Source organism: Flaviramulus aquimarinus (assembly GCF_039543205.1).
GTDB lineage: Bacteria > Bacteroidota > Bacteroidia > Flavobacteriales > Flavobacteriaceae > Flaviramulus_B > Flaviramulus_B aquimarinus.
Window position 1 is genome coordinate 150,180 of record NZ_BAABJH010000007.1, and the last position, 20,554, is coordinate 170,733.

General features: G+C 31.6%; 20 protein-coding genes. 9 read left to right on the plus strand and 11 right to left on the minus strand.

All coding sequences use genetic code 11. From position 1 onward, the window contains the following. Nucleotides 1-147 precede the first annotated feature (147 nt). Entirely contained in the window at nt 148-855 is a 708-nt protein-coding gene (locus ABD941_RS13980) for a lysoplasmalogenase family protein (protein ID WP_345274757.1), read from the plus strand. On the opposite strand, the gene ABD941_RS13985 is transcribed toward ABD941_RS13980, so the two are convergent. After that, a complete protein-coding gene (locus ABD941_RS13985; RefSeq protein WP_345274758.1) occupies nt 818-2,437 on the minus strand; it encodes an ABC transporter substrate-binding protein in 1,620 nt (539 codons plus the stop codon). The genes ABD941_RS13980 and ABD941_RS13985 overlap by 38 nt on opposite strands. Nucleotides 2,438-2,541: 104 nt before the next feature. Between ABD941_RS13985 and mtaB the strand changes: the two genes are divergently transcribed. Beyond that, entirely contained in the window at nt 2,542-3,867 is a 1,326-nt protein-coding gene (gene mtaB, locus ABD941_RS13990) for a tRNA (N(6)-L-threonylcarbamoyladenosine(37)-C(2))-methylthiotransferase MtaB (protein ID WP_345274759.1), read from the plus strand. Nucleotides 3,868-3,917: 50 nt separating this feature from the next. Here mtaB and ABD941_RS13995 read toward each other — a convergent pair whose 3' ends face one another. Beyond that, nucleotides 3,918-4,214, minus strand: a complete 297-nt coding sequence (locus ABD941_RS13995; protein ID WP_345274760.1) for an N-acetyltransferase — start codon at nt 4,212-4,214, stop codon at nt 3,918-3,920. Between the two features lie 116 nt (nt 4,215-4,330). Between ABD941_RS13995 and ABD941_RS14000 the strand changes: the two genes are divergently transcribed. Together ABD941_RS14000 and ABD941_RS14005 are read left to right on the plus strand one after the other, a co-directional pair. Beyond that, nucleotides 4,331-4,996, plus strand: coding sequence for an alpha/beta hydrolase family protein (locus tag ABD941_RS14000; protein ID WP_345274761.1), 666 nt, complete (start codon nt 4,331-4,333; stop codon nt 4,994-4,996). Between the two features lie 50 nt (nt 4,997-5,046). Further along, nucleotides 5,047-5,967 carry a lytic transglycosylase domain-containing protein gene (locus ABD941_RS14005; RefSeq protein WP_345274762.1) on the plus strand — a complete coding sequence of 307 codons (921 nt, stop codon included), beginning with the start codon at nt 5,047-5,049 and terminating at the stop codon, nt 5,965-5,967. Nucleotides 5,968-5,991: 24 nt separating this feature from the next. Here the strand turns inward: ABD941_RS14005 and ABD941_RS14010 are convergent, their stop codons facing one another. Next, the gene (locus tag ABD941_RS14010; RefSeq protein WP_345274763.1) at nt 5,992-6,570 is read right to left on the minus strand and encodes a DUF2892 domain-containing protein; all 579 of its coding nucleotides are present in this window, start codon (nt 6,568-6,570) and stop codon (nt 5,992-5,994) included. Between the two features lie 295 nt (nt 6,571-6,865). Here ABD941_RS14010 and rpmH point away from each other — a divergent pair, with 295 nt between their 5' ends. Then, a complete protein-coding gene (gene rpmH, locus ABD941_RS14015) occupies nt 6,866-7,027 on the plus strand; it encodes a 50S ribosomal protein L34 (protein ID WP_092133229.1) in 162 nt (53 codons plus the stop codon). Between the two features lie 113 nt (nt 7,028-7,140). After that, a complete protein-coding gene (gene carB / locus ABD941_RS14020) occupies nt 7,141-9,996 on the plus strand; it encodes a carbamoyl-phosphate synthase large subunit (protein ID WP_345274764.1) in 2,856 nt (951 codons plus the stop codon). A 51-nt stretch (nt 9,997-10,047) separates the two neighbouring features. On the opposite strand, the gene ABD941_RS14025 is transcribed toward carB, so the two are convergent. The 6 genes from ABD941_RS14025 to ABD941_RS14050 form a co-directional block, all read right to left on the minus strand. Then, nucleotides 10,048-10,590: a YceI family protein gene (locus ABD941_RS14025; protein ID WP_345274765.1), complete on the minus strand. Its 543-nt coding sequence runs from the start codon at nt 10,588-10,590 to the stop codon at nt 10,048-10,050. A gap of 56 nt (nt 10,591-10,646) precedes the next feature. Continuing rightward, entirely contained in the window at nt 10,647-11,012 is a 366-nt protein-coding gene (locus ABD941_RS14030) for a hypothetical protein (RefSeq protein WP_345274766.1), read from the minus strand. Nucleotides 11,013-11,064: 52 nt separating this feature from the next. After that, nucleotides 11,065-11,916: a DUF5777 family beta-barrel protein gene (locus ABD941_RS14035; protein WP_345274767.1), complete on the minus strand. Its 852-nt coding sequence runs from the start codon at nt 11,914-11,916 to the stop codon at nt 11,065-11,067. Nucleotides 11,917-11,953: 37 nt separating this feature from the next. Then, complete coding sequence (locus ABD941_RS14040; protein ID WP_345274768.1) at nt 11,954-12,682, minus strand: T9SS type A sorting domain-containing protein; 729 nt, start codon at nt 12,680-12,682, stop codon at nt 11,954-11,956. Nucleotides 12,683-12,697: 15 nt separating this feature from the next. Then, on the minus strand, nt 12,698-13,075 hold the full coding sequence (locus tag ABD941_RS14045) for an OB-fold protein (RefSeq protein WP_345274769.1): 378 nt from the start codon (nt 13,073-13,075) through the stop codon (nt 12,698-12,700). A 130-nt stretch (nt 13,076-13,205) separates the two neighbouring features. Beyond that, the gene (locus ABD941_RS14050) at nt 13,206-14,633 is read right to left on the minus strand and encodes a hypothetical protein (RefSeq protein ID WP_345274770.1); all 1,428 of its coding nucleotides are present in this window, start codon (nt 14,631-14,633) and stop codon (nt 13,206-13,208) included. 110 nt (nt 14,634-14,743) lie between these two features. On the opposite strand from ABD941_RS14050, the gene ABD941_RS14055 reads away from it, so the two are divergent. The 3 genes from ABD941_RS14055 to ABD941_RS14065 are packed head-to-tail and all read left to right on the plus strand — an operon-like array spanning nt 14,744 to nt 18,501. After that, on the plus strand, nt 14,744-15,268 hold the full coding sequence (locus ABD941_RS14055) for an RNA polymerase sigma factor (protein ID WP_345274771.1): 525 nt from the start codon (nt 14,744-14,746) through the stop codon (nt 15,266-15,268). Between the two features lie 46 nt (nt 15,269-15,314). Next, nucleotides 15,315-16,226: a FecR family protein gene (locus tag ABD941_RS14060; protein ID WP_345274772.1), complete on the plus strand. Its 912-nt coding sequence runs from the start codon at nt 15,315-15,317 to the stop codon at nt 16,224-16,226. Between the two features lie 43 nt (nt 16,227-16,269). Continuing rightward, the gene (locus ABD941_RS14065; protein ID WP_345274773.1) at nt 16,270-18,501 is read left to right on the plus strand and encodes a TonB-dependent receptor plug domain-containing protein; all 2,232 of its coding nucleotides are present in this window, start codon (nt 16,270-16,272) and stop codon (nt 18,499-18,501) included. Here ABD941_RS14065 and ABD941_RS14070 read toward each other — a convergent pair. Next, nucleotides 18,498-19,037, minus strand: coding sequence for an acyl-CoA thioesterase (locus ABD941_RS14070; protein WP_345274774.1), 540 nt, complete (start codon nt 19,035-19,037; stop codon nt 18,498-18,500). The two genes, ABD941_RS14065 and ABD941_RS14070, sit on opposite strands and share 4 nt — an antisense overlap. A gap of 193 nt (nt 19,038-19,230) precedes the next feature. Further along, a complete protein-coding gene (locus ABD941_RS14075; RefSeq protein ID WP_345274775.1) occupies nt 19,231-20,550 on the minus strand; it encodes a DNA recombination protein RmuC in 1,320 nt (439 codons plus the stop codon). Nucleotides 20,551-20,554: the final 4 nt, after the last annotated feature.

Sequence of the window (20,554 nt, forward strand, 5' to 3'; positions counted from 1 at the left end):
AATTCAAGTTTAGGTAAAAAACACTACTAATTTAGTCAATTATGTGTTTTATGTTAAAAAAACATGTATTTTATCTAAAAAATATGCATTTAATAGATTAAGACTATTTTTGTTTAATATATTATGCTCTACTGATAGGCAACCTATATGATATTAAATGTTTTTAGAAACCCTAAAAGGTTTGTTGTATTATTTTTATTAATTCTTTTAATAGATATTTTAGTAAAGTTATATGCTTCTATTTCTTTGTATAGGTTTTTTTCAAAACCCTTTGTACTGATACTTTTGTTTGTGTATTATAGAATGCATAATAACGGAAGAACATATGGTAGTGTAGAATTGGGACTAATATGTTTTTTTCTTGGTGATTTGTTTATTATAAGTCATAAAAATGTAACTTGTTTAGGCTTAAGCATCATTTTCTTTTCTCTTGGTAAAGTTTGTTTTGGTTTAAGGTTTTCTCATAAAACAGATTTTAACGTTTCTAGATTAATTCCCTTTTCATTGGTTATGTTTGTATATACCGTATTTCTTGTAAGTCAGGTTTTTGAGAATCTTAAGGATTTTTTTGTCCCAGCTTTGATTAGTTTCTTCCTATCCTTATTAATGTTTCAATTTGCTTTTTTAAGAAAAGGTGTTTTTAACAAAAAGAGCTATTTGTATATATTTTATGGAGTTATGATGTTTATTTTTAGTGAAGGTATTATGGCAATAAAAACATTTAAAATGGAATTGCCTTTTCAAGATGTTTTAATTATGTTGCTTTATGGCCTATCTGTATATTTTATTATTGAGGGGCTTAATAACGAGCGTGAAATTAATGCTTCTTTACCCGTCTTAAATCCAAAAGATTAATAGGGTTAATACCCAAACCTTTTACATCTTTTTTAGTAAAGCGTACCACTTCATCATAAAATAAAGGCACCATAAGTGCTTTTTCCATAGCTAAGGAATCCATGCTTGTATATAAATGTTTACGCTCTTCAATATTTGTAATGCTAAATGCTTTATTGTATAAACTATCAAACTGAGCATTCTTATAGTGAAAATAGTTAGAGCCCTTAGGCGCAAAATTCTTGCTGTAAAATATAGATAAATAGTTTTCGGCATCCAGATAATCAGCAACCCAAGAACTTCTAAACATATCTACTTTTCCGTTGGATCTCGCAGATCTTAACGTTGCTTCAGGCATTACATCCACATTAATAGTCAATCCAGTTTTTTCTAATTCACGTTGAATGAATTCACAAAAACTCAAATAGTTACTGGTGGTGACTAAACTAATTTCAGGATTTGTTTTACCACTTTCTTTTTTAAACTGTTTGACTAATTGTTTGGCCTTTTCAGGCTGATAAGTAAAACCAATGGATTTATTATAACCTGGAAGCCCAATAGGAATAAATCCGCCATTTGCAGGATTGCCAATACCATTTCGTAAATAAATCATCATTTTTTTTCTGTCAAAGCCATAATTTATAGCTTTTCGTATTAATTCAGATTGTATTTCTGGGGTTTCAGAGTCCAAATAGAATCCTAAGTATTCCGTGTTTAAATAAGGCCCTCTAATCATATTCACAGTCTTGGTATATTTATCGCGAAGCCTTCCGTCAGCTGTTAAGAGTTCATCTTTATAAGATGCATCTAAACCAGAAATATAATCGATATTGCCTTGAGCAAACTGCAAAAATTCACTTTGTTTATCAGGTAAAAAAGTAACAGCTACAGCTTCTAGGTAAGGTAGCGATTGCCCAAGTTCGTCTTTCTCAAAGTAGTGGTGGTTTTTTCTAAAAACAAGTTTAATGTTTTCTTCCCAACGTTTGAATTTAAAAGGTCCAGTTCCGATGGGTTGAGAACGGAATTCCGTACCATAATGTTCTACAATTTCTTTGGGTACAACTGAGCAATATTTCATGGTTAATAAACCTATAAAAGCTGGAAATGGTTGTTTTAAAGTAATCTCAAAGAGGCTATCGTTAATGGCTTCAAAATAATCAACTTTGTTTAAAACCCAACTCCCAGGCGCTACAATTTTTTTGTCTCTTAAGCGGTTGAGACTATATTCGAAATCCTTAGCATTTACTGCTCTTGTAGAGTCCTTTCCAAATAAAATATGCTTATGAAAATAGACATCGTTACGTAATGAAAACGAGTATTTTAATCCATTATCAGAAACTACCCAGTTTTTGGCTATACAAGGTAAAATATTTAGATGGCTATCCAATTGCACTAAACCATTGAATAATTGATTGCAAACGGAATTGTCTTGCAAAGTTCTTGAAAACGCAGGGTCTAAAGTATTCACATTAGCGTATTCATTATATCTAAAAACTAAATGGTCTTTATTGGAGTTGGAATTGTTCCCGCAGGAAAAAAATAATAAGGCAATACAACTAATTGATAAGTAGTTTATTATTTGTGATGAAACATGTTTTATCATATAATTTATTAGTTGTAAATTTGCGGTCTTTTAAAGAGTAAAGATAAATATTAAATGACTCCAAAACAATTCTAATAGATACTGGAACAGGAGGGTAAAACATAATGAATAAAAAAGTTGCATTTTATACTTTAGGTTGTAAGCTGAATTTTTCGGAAACCTCTACCATTGCCAGGAATTTTAATAGTGAAGGTTTTGATAGAGTTGATTTTTCTGAAAAAGCAGATATCTACGTAATAAATACCTGCTCGGTTACAGAGAATGCAGATAAACGTTTTAAAACCATTGTAAAACAGGCTCAAAAAGCAAATCCTGATGCCTTTTTGGTTGCCATTGGATGTTATGCCCAATTGAAACCACAAGAATTAGCTGATGTTAATGGTGTGGATTTAGTGCTAGGCGCTACTGAAAAATTTAAGATTACAGATTATATAAATGACCTTTCTAAAAACGATTTAGGAGAAGTACATTCTTGTGAAATTGAAGAGGTTGATTTTTACGTTGGAAGTTATTCCATAGGTGATAGAACCCGAGCCTTTTTAAAAGTACAAGATGGTTGTGATTATAAATGCACCTATTGTACGATTCCTTTAGCAAGAGGTATTTCACGAAGTGATACAATGGAAAATGTTCTAGAAAATGCACAAGACATTTCAAAACAAAACATTAAAGAAATTGTATTAACGGGCGTAAATATAGGGGATTATGGTAAAGGAGAGTTTGGTAATAAAAAGCACAAGCATACCTTTTTAGATTTAGTTGCCGAATTAGATAAAGTTAAGGGCATTGAGCGATTGCGTATTTCATCTATTGAGCCTAACCTTTTAAAAAATGAAACGATTGATTTAGTTTCAAAATCAAGAGCGTTTGTTCCTCATTTTCATATACCATTACAATCGGGAAACAATGAGATTCTTAAAAAAATGAAACGTCGTTATATGCGTGAATTGTATGTAGATAGAGTTTCTAAAATAAAGGAAGTCATGCCAAATGCATGTATTGGTGTTGATGTTATTGTTGGGTTTCCAGGTGAAACAGATACGCATTTTTTAGAAACGTATAATTTCCTAAACGAATTAAATATTTCATATTTACACGTCTTTACGTATTCAGAGCGCGATAATACTGAAGCTGCTGAAATGGATGGAGTAGTACCCAATAATATAAGACGTAAACGCAGTAAAATGTTACGTGGTTTATCGGTAAAAAAACGACGTGCGTTTTATGAAAGTCAGATTGGGACAACAAGAACCGTTTTATTTGAAAGTGAAAATAAAGAAGGTTTTATTCAAGGGTTTACGGAGAACTATGTAAAAGTTAAAACGCCATGGAACCCTCAATTAGTAAATACGTTGCATCAAGTAGAGCTTACTAAAATTGATGATGATGGCTTGGTAAGATTTGAATTTGCAAATGAATTGGTAGTATAAAAAAAACCTGAAGCGATTAACTTCAGGTCTTATATTTTTCTACTAACGTCTTATATCCTTACCCCAACAGGAAGCATACGCTTGTATTTTCTATTACTTCTCACAAATTTTGCAATTTCAGGGCTGGTAGGAACGACACTTAAGTTTCTTTCGCCTATTTGCTCGAAAACTAAAGCTAAAAATTCTTTTTTAAAACCTTCATTTTTAATGCTTTCGGGGATAATTAGTTTGGTTAAAAAAATCTTTCGTTCTTGCAATGAGTATTCAATTTTTGCTAAATTATTATCAATTTTAATTTCAAATTGACGTAAAAAATCATTGTCAATCAATTCTGCAGCTTCAACCATGGTAATTTTTTGTTTTATTTCTTAGGAATCTAAAATAGTGAGCACTATTTCTCTAACTTTGTGCAAAAGTACAAAAAAAAATCATTAAAATAAAGCAAATTAAAGGTTAATACCTTATGGTTCAAGAGCTAATACAAGTCTATTTTATGCCAGGAATGGCAGCTAGCCCCAAAATTTTTGAGCATATTAAGTTGCCTGATGATCAATTTGAAGTTCATTTTTTAGAATGGATAATGCCTGTCGATAATGAGCCTATTAGTGATTATGCATTACGTATATCAAAAAAAATAAAGCACGATAATATCGCATTGCTAGGTGTGTCTTTTGGAGGCGTATTAGCACAAGAAATAGGCAAGCATATTAAGCTCAGAAAGCTTATTATAGTATCTAGTGTAAAGTCGATGCATGAATTGCCAAAACGTATGCTTTTAGCAAAAACGACCAAAGCATATAAACTGTTGCCAACGCAATTAGCAAGCAATATAGATGTATTTGCTAAATATGCTTTTGGTAATAATGCAACTAAACGTTTAGACTTGTATAAAAAATATTTATCAGTTAATGATAGTAAATATTTGAGTTGGGCAATAGAGCAAATGGTTTGTTGGAACCAAGAAACCTATACCCCAGATATTGTTCATATTCATGGCGATAATGACCCCGTGTTTCCAATTAAAAACATATCAAATTGTATGATTATAAAAAATGGCTCACATATTATGATTCTTAATAAATATAAATGGTTTAATACCAATTTACCTCGTATTATTTTGGAGGACTAATCCATTCATTTCAATTATTTTATTTAACTTTAAACCAAACTTAATTAGTGATGAAGACCATACAGAAATTATTGGCGTTTGTAGGATTATTAAGTTTATGCGCGTTATTTATTTATGCCCTACAAGACGCTCCAACTGATGAAAATTTTGAAACAAAGCTTATAAATGATTATAATGTTTATGCGCTTCAAGTTCCTGATAATTTAGATTTTGCCGGTGAGCCCTTACCACTTAAAAATCCAGATATTTTAGAGCGTATGGACCGTGAGTTGTTAGTAAATACCTATTGGCAATCAAACGGGTTGTTAATGTTTAAGCGCGCTAAAAAATATTTTCCAATTATAGAACCTATTTTGGCAAAGTATGAGGTGCCAGATGATTTTAAATACTTAGCAGTTATTGAAAGTGGACTTACAAACGCAGTTTCTCCAGCAGGAGCTCGAGGTGTTTGGCAAATTATGCCTACAACAGGTCGAGAAAATGGTTTAGAGGTAAATAAAAATGTAGATGAACGTTATAACCTTGAAAAAGCAACAGAAGTGGCTTGCAAATATCTTTTAAATTCCAAATCTAAATTAGGGTCTTGGACTCTAGCGGCAGCAGCTTATAACGCTGGTAATGCAGGGGTGTCGAGACGTTTAAAAGAACAAGGTGTAACAGGTTATTATGATTTATTGTTAGGAGAGGAAACCGGACGTTATTTGTTTAGAATAGTGGCTTTAAAAGAAATTTTATCGAACCCTACTAAATATGGCTTCAATTTTAGGGATAAAGATCTATATAATAATATACCAACTTATAAAGTTGAAGTGGATACTGTGGTAACAGACTTTTCAAAGTTTGCACAAAACTTCGGGATTAATTACAAAATTTTAAAATTACATAACCCTTGGTTAAGAGAACCTCATTTGAATAATAAGAGCAGAAAGTCTTATTTAATTGATATCCCTGAAAAAGGATATTATGATTAAGTCTTGTTAGAAAAAAAATAGAAACTATTTACCACGACGTTTTTGAGATCTAACAGAACCTCCAGAACCATAATGTTGATTTGGACCAACGGCTTGTTTCATATTTTGTTTCATCATTTTAATTTGATCGGTAAGCATGCCCTGTTTATCTAGTTTAGTAGCTTCAGTAAGTAGCTTTTGAGCTTCTTGTTTTCTGCGTTTAGAAAAAGCAATACCCGCTAAGTTTAATTTTGCCATAGCCAAATCATGATCCATAGACAAGCCTAAAGAAATGGCTTTTTTGAAATATTTTTCAGCTTCATTCATATTATCTTGAGATACCATAATACCGTGCAGATAATTGTAATAACCTTGTTGCTTAGTTACCAATGCAGCTTCTGGGTTTTTAATTTTGTTTAACCATTTTTTTGCTCCCTCAAAATCTTGTTTACGTAGCTTTAAGAATGCGAGTAAAATAAATTCATTTTTAAAATAAAGGAATATAAAGATGAGCGATAAAAGGATAAACATAATGCCATTGCCAATATAGCCTTCAATAAATTGATAAACAGCAAAAACGATGATACCGGCAGCAATGATAAGTTTTATGATTTTATTGTACATGATATTTGATTTCGAATCCTATAAAAGTGTTGCTTATGTTAAAATTTAAACAACTTTATTGTTTTATGACTGCAAAGAAACTAAAATTTTATTAAAATCTATCTATAGATATTTAACAAAAACCATCTGCTAACCCAAATAAATAAAGGTCTGGCGTGAGATTTTTTATAGTATAAAAATAATTCAATTTTTTTTAAATTACTTTTGTCAAAGTTATAAAGGGTTTGTATATTTGCCCTCGGTTTTGAGGAAAGCCATAGTTTTAAAAATACAATTCAGTTAAAGATACAAGATAATGAGTAAAAGAACATTTCAGCCTTCTAAAAGAAAGAGAAGAAACAAGCACGGTTTCAGAGAAAGAATGGCTTCTGCTAACGGTAGAAAGGTATTAGCACGTAGAAGAGCTAAAGGAAGAAAAAAAATATCTGTGTCATCTGAAACTAGACATAAAAAATAATGATTAACAATTGTTGATAATTTAAAGGTGTTACTTAATGGTAACGCCTTTTTTTATATCTACTGATTGCTATTTTTGTAAAAAATTGAAATACACCATATAACCAATAAAAAATGCCAAAAAATCCAAAACTTAAATCGATACTAATTATTGGCTCGGGTCCTATTGTCATTGGGCAAGCATGTGAATTTGATTATTCAGGATCTCAATCTTTAAGATCGCTTACAGAAGATGGAATTGAAACTATCTTAATCAATTCTAATCCGGCAACTATCATGACAGATCCTTCAATGGCAGATCATGTGTATTTGTTACCTCTAAACACAAAGTCTATTATTAAAATTTTAAAAGAGCACCCTCAAATTGATGCTGTATTGCCAACTATGGGAGGACAAACTGCTCTTAATTTATGTATTGAGGCTGATGAAAAGGGTATTTGGAAAGATTTTAATGTAGAATTAATAGGAGTCGATATCAACGCTATTAATATTACGGAAGATAGGGAGCAGTTTAGAGAATTAATGGGGAAAATAGGTGTTGATATGGCACCACAAGCTACAGCAACTTCATTCTTAAAAGGAAAAGAAATTGCTCAGGAGTTTGGTTTTCCATTATGTATTCGTTCTTCTTTTACTTTAGGAGGCGCTGGTGCAGCAATTGTTTATGAAGAAGCCGATTTTGATAAATTATTGCGTCGCGGATTAGAAATTTCTCCTATTCACGAGGTTATGATCGATAAAGCCATGATGGGTTGGAAAGAGTATGAACTAGAGTTGTTACGCGACAAAAATGATAACGTCGTTATTATTTGTTCTATAGAAAACATGGACCCGATGGGGATTCATACAGGAGATTCCATTACTGTTGCTCCAGCTATGACATTGAGCGATAGAACATATCAAAGGATGCGAGATATGGCTATTAAAATGATGCGAAGTATCGGTGATTTTGAAGGCGGTTGTAACGTGCAATTTGCAGTAAGTCCAGATGAAAGAGAAGATATAATTGCCATTGAAATAAACCCTAGAGTATCGCGTTCATCTGCATTAGCAAGTAAAGCTACGGGGTATCCAATTGCTAAAATTGCAACAAAACTTGCTATTGGTTATACGTTGGATGAATTAGATAATCAAATTACAAAATCTACATCAGCTTTATTTGAGCCAACATTAGATTATGTTATCGTAAAAATTCCACGTTGGAATTTTGATAAATTTGAAGGCTCTGATAGAACTTTAGGCTTACAAATGAAAGCCGTTGGTGAGGTTATGGGAATAGGTCGTTCTTTCCAAGAAGCCTTACATAAAGCAACACAGTCGTTGGAGATAAAGCGTAATGGACTAGGAGCCGATGGCAAAGGGTATAAAGATTACAATCAAATTATTGATAAATTGACCCATGCCTCTTGGGATCGTGTATTTGTTATTTATGATGCGATTGCTATGGGGATTCCTTTAAGTCAGATTTATGATATCACAAAAATAGATATGTGGTATTTAAAGCAATATGAAGAATTGTTTCAATTAGAAAAAGAAATATCAACTTATACCATTGAGACTTTAGATAAAGATTTATTACTCGAAGCAAAACAAAAAGGATATGGTGACCGCCAGATTGCTCACATGTTGGGCTGTTTAGAAAGTCAAGTATATAATAAAAGAGAAGCGTTTAATATTCAGCGTGTATTTAAGTTAGTTGATACTTGTGCAGCTGAATTTACAGCAAAAACACCATATTACTACTCAACTTTCGAAAATGTAGTTGAAACGGCTTCAGGTGAAATATATACACATAATGAAAGTGTTGTTAGTGATAAAAAGAAAATCGTTGTTCTTGGTTCAGGACCAAATAGAATAGGTCAAGGTATTGAGTTTGATTACTGCTGTGTCCACGGGGTTTTAGCTGCTGCTGAATGCGGTTATGAAACCATTATGATTAACTGCAATCCTGAAACAGTTTCTACCGATTTTGATACAGCAGACAAGTTGTATTTTGAACCAGTATTTTGGGAACATATTTATGATATCATTCGTCATGAAAAACCGGAAGGTGTTATTGTTCAGTTGGGTGGTCAAACGGCATTAAAACTTGCAGAAAAACTAACCAAGTACGGTATTAAAATTATCGGAACTAGTTTTGAATCTCTAGATTTAGCCGAAGATAGAGGAAGTTTTTCTAGCTTATTAAAGGAAAACAATATTCCTTATCCAGAGTTTGGGATTGCAGAAAATGCTGATGAAGCTTTAGTTTTGGCTGATAAATTAGATTTCCCGATTTTGGTTAGGCCATCTTATGTTTTAGGAGGACAAGGAATGAAGATTGTAATTAATAAGGAAGACTTAATAGAGCACGTTGTTGATTTATTAAGAAGAATGCCAAATAATAAACTCTTGCTAGATCATTATTTAGATGGTGCTATTGAAGCTGAAGCTGATGCGATTTGTGATGCAGATGGTAACGTTTATATTATTGGTATCATGGAACATATTGAGCCTTGTGGTGTACACTCAGGAGATTCTAATGCAACCTTACCAGCCTTTAATTTAGGAGATTTGGTTATGCAACAAATTATAGATCACACACATACTATCGCTAGGGCATTAAATACAGTTGGTTTGATTAATATTCAATTTGCCATAAAAGATGATACAGTGTACATTATAGAAGCCAATCCAAGAGCTTCTAGAACAGTACCTTTTATTGCAAAGGCATACAAAGAACCTTATGTTAATTACGCCACTAAAGTGATGCTAGGAGAGAAGAAAGTAACAGACTTTGACTTTAACCCAAAATTAGATGGTTATGCGATTAAGCAACCTGTGTTCTCTTTTAATAAATTTCCTAATGTAGATAAAAGGTTAGGCCCTGAAATGAAGAGTACAGGAGAGAGTATTTTATTTATTGATAGCTTAAAAGATGATGACTTCTACGATTTGTATTCTAGACGAAAAATGTATTTGAGTAAATAGTATTTTTGAAATATTTGATAATAAGAAAGCCGCTTTTAAGCGGCTTTCTTATTATTTCTTTTTTAAGTTAAAGTCAAATGAAACTTCTACACTTTTGGAGATTTTATCCTGGACTATCTTAGGAATTTTAATATTAAAATCCGAAACACTTACTTTAAAGTTGCCAGAGATTAAAATGGTATCTTCTTCTTTGGTAATATTTAAAACAACACCTTTTAGTTGCTTTGTTTTTCCATGAAAACTCAATACGCCATCAGTTTCAAATAGGGTTGTTGAATCTATTTTATCAACATAAAAGTCTTTTATTTTACCTTTAAAAGTCGCTTTTGGATACGTGTCCGACTCAGCATAGTTTTCGTTAAAATGTTCTTCCATTAAAGCATTTTTAAATCGGAACCCTTTAACCAATACTAATGCTGCAAACTCGCCATTGTCTGAGTTTATAATGGCGGTTACAGCATTATTGGTGGCTTTGACTTCTTCAACAGAAGGCACCGAAGCTTCAAAATTAACTATCCCTGTTTTTGTTAAGTATTTTGTCTGAGAGCATATATTTATGCTTATAAAGGCGATTAAATAGACTAACTTTTTCATACTTATAATTGTTTTCTATGAGATTAAATACAATATATCTGCCAAGTTTTTAAAAATTAGTTTTCTAATAACCCATCATCTTTCCATTGTTGAATATCATCTCTTAATGCTTGAGACATCAGACCACCTTGTGGCATTGGATTCGAAGCATTATTAATACGGCTAATAATACTATTTATTGAGTTTACTACTTGTGCGTAAGTTACATAGGATGTTGGTGCACCATTTGTAGGTGTGCTGCCATGACACTGTGTACAATTATTACTGAAAATACTTTTAATATCTGCATCATATGTTAGTGCATTAGGACTAGGATTCATTTCTTCTTCCTCTTGAGGGATTAAATCATCATTACTATCACTAGAACAATTAAATAGTAATACCGATATTACTAAAACACAAATTAAGTTTTTAAATTTCATAGCTTTTATTTTTATTAGTTATTAAATTGTCTTAATTAATTCCGTAGCACATTTAAAAAGTCCTACTTAAATTAAATCCAAAAAATATATTTCCGTCAGACCAATCCCCAGTAGCCTGACCTAAAAACCCGTTGGTATTCATAGCTTGAGCATTGGTAAAATGCATTTGGAATACATGGCCACCAGTTTCTAAATCTAAGCCTATGGATAAAGGGTTTTTAAAAGGCGAATTACTAGCTCTATTTAAATGCAATCCATAATCGGCATTTATAGACCAGCGGTTAGTAAGTTTGTAACGTCCACCTAGACCTATAGCAAACTGAGAGTTGTTTTGTTGATTAAAAGCAACCAAATTGTCATGAAAAAAAGTGGGAGCTAATGCTATAGAAAAATCGGTATTTATTTTTCTAGATATAAGAAATTGCATGGTATAGCCTAAACGATGTTTAAACTCCAGAAGCGGTAAATTATCTTTTTCCAGGGCAGTATTTATTAGTACGGAATTGTACCCAACAATGGTAAACGGAAAACCGTTTTCTTCCTGTCTTAATAATCTGTATTTAGCAGAGATATCAAAAACCTTTAAAAATGAACTTCGAGAAATACCAATATTGATCCCTTCTGAAACTCCGTAAACAAAGTTTAACCTTGTTACAGCTTCGTCTAAACCAAAAAAGGTGTCAATACCATTTTTTAAACTTCCGAACCTGTGTGATACTATAAGTGTGAATTCTTTGTCGGCTACAAGCTTAGTGGATTCAAAATTTACAATTTTTAGGCCTTTAAATGCAGCCGTTACATATTGTATTTCGTTGGATTCTGTATCGATTTCATTCAGTAAATCTTCTTCTTGCGAAAAAATAAAAAATGGAAGGCATAAAAATAGAATTTGTATGTGTTTCATATCAAGTGACTATTTATGGTTGTTAATGAAAAACAGTTTACAGTTTTATTATTCGTTTTGTTTTTGCTTTTCCTAAAGCAGATACTTTAAGTAAATATATACCGCTATTGAGGTTAGCTATATTAATTTTTTCATCATTAAGAATTGTGGTCGTACTGTATACTTCTTTGCCAAGCATATCATAGACATTCACGGTGGCTTTGCTAATGGCTTTTGGTAGTTTTAAATGGATGTAATTAGCACTTGGATTTGGGTAAATAGAAAGATTATTTAAAGAAAAATTGTCGATACTTAAAGTACTTGCCCAATTGGAAACCCCATTTTCCGAACCCGTTCCAGTATATTCAAAAGGCGGCGATACAGATATAAACGTGCCTGCTACCCATATATTTGCAGCATTTGCAACTGGTTCACGTTGGTGGCCAAAAGAGCCCCATTGTAAATAATCTATCATATCATTGGTAAAACCGGAGGCATTTGTTGTGTATAATCCAAATTCTCCATCAGAAGCATCAAAATTTATTGAGCTAGTAATGTTTACCTCTTCGCCCGAGGCTAAGTTTGTTGATCCTGAATTAACAGTCATTGAACTTATAGATGCATAAGCTGGAAAGTTGCAAAACCAATATGAGGAAATGTTTATGGTGCTTCCCCCATAATTATGGATTACTACAGTATTATTTGTAGGGTCTAACATTTTAATTCTAATCTGAGCATTTGAACTGAATATTCCTAAGAATATAAAAGCAAGTAAAATTTTTTTCATAATATTTTTTTAAGGTTATTTAATTATATAACATTGGTCTAATTTGACTTGCTCAAGCAAATCGTCATAGCCTATAACACGTCCTTTTATTTTTATTTTGGTATGTCTTTTTAAAACGATGTTAATTGAATCATCAAATGCACAAAAAACATGGTTATTTAAAGTCAAGTTATTTTTATTTATTTCAGATAGTGTTCCTGAAATCTCGATAGTTTTATTCAGGTATTTCTGTTCTGAACCCTCCAGGTTTTTTATAAATTCATAATGAATTTCAGTTGAGTTTATACTAAAACTAGAAGTCTCTGTTTTTATATCTCTATGGTCTTGATAGATATAATTATAACCAACAACAATTGATATGATGAGTATAATAAGAATGATCCATTTACGCATAAACTTCAGTTTGATTTTTTAAAACTGCTCCAAAATTAATTGAAGCAGTTTTGTTTAAACATTAAATAGGTTTTAACAAGGCATCAATATTTTGATGTTGTAACTTTTCTTTTTCATTTAATGCTTCTCTTTATATTTTTTCGAATGTTAACAGGTCTTCTGTGCCATCCGCACGACTTATATCCCTTAAACTAATGCTGTTGCTTGTTATTTCAACAACGTCCCAGTCTTCAGTGATTTCTCTTAACATATAAACATATCCGAAGTTGAGGTTTAATTCTAATTCAAAATCATTACCTGTAGTGGTATTCCAATTGCCACTATTAGTGTCTGATGAACTAGTAATACTTATTTGACCATTATTGAAAAAACGGAAGGTATAATCATTAAAAACTAAGGTTTCATCATTATCATTAAAATAGTAGTTAACGCGCCAGTTTCCATCCGTTAGAGTTTGAACAAGCAGAGTATCATTTACAGCACTAGTACTACAGCCACTTTCATATCTTAGTTTATGATTCCCCAAATTTAGGTCAAATTCGGTGTATTCAGAATCTTGTTTTATTTCATGAAGAATCCAATTATTATTACAATCTGGTAAACTAGGAATATTAATAGCTACAATAATATTGTTATCCGTCCCAGAGGCTTCCCAAGTTCCACTATAGTTCCAGTTTGGATTTATGGCTGTCATAGTACCATTTGCCATGAAATTGAATTTATAGCCTACATAATAATCTTCAGTATTCGTATTTCTGTCTAGGTTGTTAACGGTCCAATCACTACAATTTAGTAGACACTCTCTTAATTGTTCTACGGTACAGTCGTTACAATCATCATCATTATAATTGTAGTCATCATCCTCATCGCAAGTATCTATAGCATTCGAAATAGCCATTTCAAGATTTGATATGGTATTGATGCTACTTTGAGAGCCATCAGATAAAATTACAACAACAGGGAAATCAATAGTAACAATATCTGAGTCATCTAATGTAGAAATAAAATTATAAAGTTGCGCATCATTGGTTATTGATACGGTATCTAAAAATTCATTATTGTTGTTAAATAACTTAGCGGTTATAGGATATTGGAAGTCAATACATTCAATGTCGTCATCCACTTCGTTTTCACCATGGCAATTATTGGAATAGGAGTTCAGTTCGCTTGTGTTATTTACAGTAACTTCCGAAAAATCGTTTAAAATAATGGTAACGGGGTATATAATATTTACCACATCATCATCTTCATCAAAACTATCAAATACAGTTTCAATAGTATTGTATTTTTCTTGAGAATCTACTTTAACTGCCATACCATTATTAATTTCAACGTCTACGGGGAATTTCATTTTAAAACAGTTGGCTTTGTCTATAATATTATCAATAGAGCCATCATTCATACTCGTTCTCTGTAATAGGTCAGTTATGGTAGTATTTGGAGCTAATTTGGTTTCTTCGGGGGTTTCAATAAATTCCATTTCTTCTTTTCTGCAAGACGTTAATGCTATGCATATAAGGAGGAAACTAATAGTAAGAATGTTAATTAATATCTTCATATAAAAATGAGGTCTGTTGTCCCGATTTTATTATATAACAACTAACTTTTAAAAATCCCTGAATTTTTTTATAAAATATTTATATACCTTTATAAAAATATTTTTGAAACTTGCCTAAAGACCCTGCCAACAATATTTGTCAAACCCATATTTTTGAAGGTATTTATAATAAATACTCCAAAGGGCTGCATGACTTTTTATATTATAAATATGGAGTGCAAACTAACCCTAAGGACAAAACACAAGAAGCATTTATTAAGCTTTGGGATAATTGCAAAAATGTAACTTTAGCTAAGGCTAAATCGTTTTTGTTTACGGTGGCCAATAATATGGTGCTCAATGAGATTAAGCATCAAAAAGTAGTTTTGAATTACCAAAAAAAGCCGCAACGAACCTACACGAATGAAACTCCCGAATTTCTTTTAGAGGAAACTCAATTTCTAGAAAAGTATAAAATAGCACTGGCTAATTTATCGGAAGAACAGCGTGTTGCTTTTTTGTTAAATAAGGTTGAAGGTAAAAAACATAGCGACATTGCAGAGCAGTTAGGGGTGACAAATAAGGTGGTTGAGTATAGGATTTATACGGCTTTTAGTAAGCTTAAAGCTGAATTAGAAAATTTTAATATAAAATAATCAGGAATTTCAAAGCCTAAGTTGTTTTATTTTAAAGGATTAAGTAATGAATAAAGAACATTTGATAAAAAAATGGCTTAATAATGAGTTGACAGATGCTGAAAAAAAAGCATTTGAAGACCTTGATGATTATAAGTTAAATACAAATATTCTTGAGGCAGCTAATTGTTTTAAAGCATCAAATTTTTCTAATGCTGATGATTTTGAAGCTTTTAAACAGCAATATGAATCCAATAAAAAACCAGTTAAAAAGTTAAACTGGATAAAACCCTTAATTCGTATTGCGGCTGTTATAGTGATTTCATTCGGAATTTATTTTTTTGGATTTAATGATAGTATGACCTCCATTGAAACATTAGCTAGTGAAAAAAGAACCGTAGAGCTCCCAGATCATTCAAAGGTTGCATTAAATGTGCTTACTCAAATAGCTTTTAATAAAAAGGATTGGTCAGAAGATAGACATGTTACGCTCAATGGCGAAGCTTATTTTATAGTAGAAAAGGGGAGTAAGTTTGATGTCATAACTTCAACGGGAATTGTGTCTGTAGTAGGTACACAATTTAATGTAAAACAACGCAAAAATTATTTTGAAGTAAAATGTTTTGAAGGTGTAGTAAAAGTAGTTTCAAATACATTAACCAGAACGTTACGGGCAGGCGATACATTTCAAATTTTAAATGGTATCTTTATAGAACACAAGACTATTTTTAAAGAACCACAATGGGTTAACGCTATAAGTAGTTTTAATGATGTTCCTTTTACTGTTGTAATTGATGAGTTAGAGAGGCAATATAATGTTAAAATTACGCTTAAAAACGTTAACACAGCTAGAAAATTCTCAGGCGGATTTAATCACAATAATTTAGAAGAAGCACTCATTTCTATTACAAAGCCAATGGGTTTAACCTATCAAGTTAGTTCATCGAATGATGTTGTAATCCATGAAAATACAAAGTAGCCCGTACTTTTTATTTGTATTAATATTTTTAAAATTTTCTTTAGTGTTGCAAGCACAAGAAGATGATAAAAAACGTCCTCTTATTTCCGTTTTCAGTAATATACAAGCTCAGTATGGCTATCAATTTAACTATGCTAAGGATATTATAGAAAATTATCAAATCGTTCCACCTTCAGAAGATTTAACGTTTACAGAAACTTTAGTGTATTTACATAAGGTTACAGACTTAAAGTATACGCTTATTAGTAACCGTTTTGTTTTGGTTAATACACAAAAGAATGTTGTCCAAAAGCAAGATTTACAATTACTCCCCGAAATTATTGTTCCAAGCTATATTATAAGAGGAGTCAGTAAATTAAATAATGGGTCATTTAACATTGATTTTTCAAATTTCAGTATGCTTCCTGGATTAATTGAAACCGATGTATTGCAATCTATACAGGCATTTCCTGGTATACAAAGCATCAATGAAAATGTTTCTAATATTAATATAAGAGGCGGAAGTCACGACCAAAATTTAATTTTGTGGGATGGTATTAAAATGTATCAATCTGGACACTTTTTTGGGCTTATTTCTATGTATAACCCGCAAATAACCCAAAATGTTTTATTGTTAAAAAATGGGTCGGATGTTAGTTATACCGATGGCGTTTCAGGATCCATTTTAATGCAAACGACTAAGGATGTTAATACTACATTTAAAGGTAATATAAGCGTTAACTTTATTGATACTAATGGCTTTGCAGATATACCTATAAATAAAAAGTCGTCAATTCAATTGGCTTTAAGAAAATCTATAAGTGATTTTGTTGAAACCCCAGCCTATGATAATTTTTTTAATAAAATTTCAGAGGATACCGAAGTAGAGAACAGCATGAATACCGTCATGAATACGGATAAAGAATTCGATTTTTACGATGCTTCTTTTCGTTGGATTTATAAAATGAGCGATAAAGAAGAGTTGCGAGTAAACTTTATTAATGTAGCCAATGAACTAATATTCAATGAAAATGATTTAGAAGAATCTCGAAGAAGCAGCGTGACTCAAAACAGTATTGCGGGTGCTATATATTATGACAGGGTTTGGAATGATACATGGCAAACATCATTAGAACTTTATGAAACGGATTATAAGCTAAAGGCTATTAATGTTAATATTAAAGATTCGCAACGTTTTTTACAAGAGAACATTGTTTCTGAAACAAGTTTTAAATTAAAGGCTAATTATAAATTAAACAAAAACATTAATTTACTCAATGGGTATCATGTTGTTGAAACTAAAGTGACTAATTTGGATGATGTTGATGCTCCAATTTTTAGATCATTGGTTTCTGAAGTATTAAGAACACATGGCCTGTTTTCTCAATTTAATTATTCATCTTTTAATAGGCTTACAAATATATCGGCAGGTATAAGGTTTAATTATATTGATAAATTTAAAAAGCAAATTTGGGAACCACGTTTTAGTTTTACACACAAATTTCGTAACAATTTTAGTGTTGAGGTTTTAGGGGAAATGAAACATCAAAACACATCGCAGGTCATTAATTTTCAAAATGATTTTTTAGGTGTTGAAAAGCGTAGATGGCAACTTTCTAACAATAGTGATATTCCAATAATAAAAAGTAAACAAGTTTCAATAGGCGTTAATTATAACAGAAAAGGTTGGCAATTAAGTGTCGAAGCTTACCATAAAAAAGTAAATGGAATAACCTCACAAAGCCAAGGGTTTCAAAATCAATATGAATTTGTTCAAACCAGTGGAAGTTATCAAGCTAATGGTCTAGACTTTATTTTAAGAAAGCAAATGCGTAATTTTAATACGTGGTTAAGTTATGCATATTTAAACAGTGACTACACATTTAAATCTTGGCCAGAATATAAATTCCCGAGTAATTATGATATTAGTCATGCACTAACTTTAGGAAGTACTTATGCTTTAAAAAACTTAAGGATTTCAACTGGATTTAATTGGTTTTCCGGTAAGCCAACAACGCTTCCAGTTGCGGATAATGCGGTTATTGATAACAATATTAATTTTGGAGCAAGTAATAGTAGTATGTTGAATGACTATTTTAAAGTGGACATATCAGCATTATATGGATTTAAGATTAAACAAAAAACGAAAGTTGATTTAGGAGCATCCATCTGGAATGTGTTTAATAGAGATAATCAAATCAATAACTTTTTTAGGGTTAATGACGGTCAGGTTGATGAAACCCTACAAACGTCGTTAGGCTTTTCTCCAAATATTGTTATGAGGGTTTATTTTTAGCCTAGCTCTATCTTGGCATTTTGGGTTTTAATAAATTCTAAATGCTCTTCAATTTTAAATTCTGAAGATTTAAAATTATTGGAACGTTTTCTAGCTTGTTCTTGTCTGGCAATACTTCTTGCAAAACGTCTAATGCTTTGCTCATTATCCAAAATTAAACCAGGAACAGATACGTTTTTACCAGATTCGTCTTTGGCCACCATAGTAAAATATGAAGAATTACAATGTTTCTTTTTACCCGTTTGAATATTTTCTGACTCCACTCGAAGACCAACAACCATAGAGGTTCTACCTGTATAGTTAACAGATGCTTTAAGTGTAACGAGCTCGCCAACTTCAATGGGATTTAAAAAATCGACTTTGTTTACAGAAGCAGTCACACAATAATTTCTGGAATGTTTAGAAGCACAGGCAAAGGCAATTTGATCCATTAGATTTAAAATATGCCCACCATGAATTTTTCCACTAAAATTGGAGTGGGATGGTAGCATGAGTTCGGTTATGGTTACTCGTGATTCTTTGGCGTGTTTAAACATAAGTGATTAATCTTTAATAGTAATAATAAGTCGTTGAACCCAAAATAACAATATATATATCAAAACTTCAAAACAGACTATTATTTTTGATAAGTTGTAAATGATTTTGGATATAAAAGCGATTTTAATAATTTTTAAGGCCCAGTAAATGAAATCCTAAATTTAGAAATTAAATTTAAGGCATTAAAAAAAATTATTCGTCTTCTTGAGCACGCTTTATAATAGCTTCTGGGAGTGATTTTTTAGCTTTAGCTCCCATTTTTTTAAGTTTTTCAACACTAGTGATGAGGTTTCCTCGACCTTCAACGAGTTTATTCATAGCAGACGAATAGTCGCTTTTTGCAGCGTCAATCTTTTTTCCAACACCAGTAAGGTCAGAAACCAAACCTTCAAATTTATCATATAGAGCACCAGCTTGCCGTGCAATTTCTATAGCATTTCGTTGCTGTTTTTCGTTGTTCCACATACTATCTATGGTACGGAGTGTAGCTAAAAGGGTAGAAGGTGTTACGATAACAATATTTTTTTCAAAGGCTTTATTATAAATGGTGTTATCTTCATTAACAACTACTGCAAATGCAGGTTCAATTGGGATAAACATAAGCACAAAATCTGGCGATTCGATATCATATAAATCTTGATAATTTTTATCTGAAAGTTGATCGACGTGTTTTCTAATAGAATTAACATGTGCTTTTAGAAATTGAATTTTATCGTCATCATCAGCATTTACTAAGCGTTCATAATCTGTTAAAGATACTTTACTATCAATAATCATTTTTTTACCGTCAGGAAGATGTAAAACCACATCGGGTAAAACACGAGAACCATCGTCTCTTGTAAAATTTTGTTGTACAAAATACTCTCTATCCTTTTCTAAGCCTGATTTTTCTAAAACACGTTCTAAAACCAATTCGCCCCAATTCCCTTGCATTTTACTGTCGCCTTTTAAGGCTCTAGTTAAGTTAGTAGCTTCCTTTGTCATTTGTTGGTTTAGGTCTTTTAAACCTAGTAATTGCTCTTTTAAAGCGGAATGCATACTAATGCTTTCTTTTTGAGTTAAATCTACTTTTTCTTCAAAGACTTTAATTTTTTCTTGAAGCGGATTTAAAATATTTTTGATATTTTCTTTATTCTGAAGGGTGAATTTTTCAGACTTTTCATCTAAAATTTTAGTGGCTAATAACTCAAAATCTTTACGGAGTTGTTCTTGGCGTTCCTCTAGCTCTTTATCGCGTTTAAGGTTTTGCTCCTGAAGGTTTTCATATTCCGAATTTTTTCGAGCTAATTCTGTATTTAAAAAATCTTTTTCACGACGAATGTTTTCGCGTTCAGTTTCAATTTTAGATAAATTTTGCTTTAACCCATCAATAGTTAAACCCATTTGATTTTGGCGTTCTTCAAGAGTACTTTTTTCACTTTTGCTCTTTAGTTTTGTAAAAAGGATACCTAAATATCCACCAATACTAGCAGAAATAAGAATAGCGAGAATAAGAATAAGACTGTCGTTCATTTTA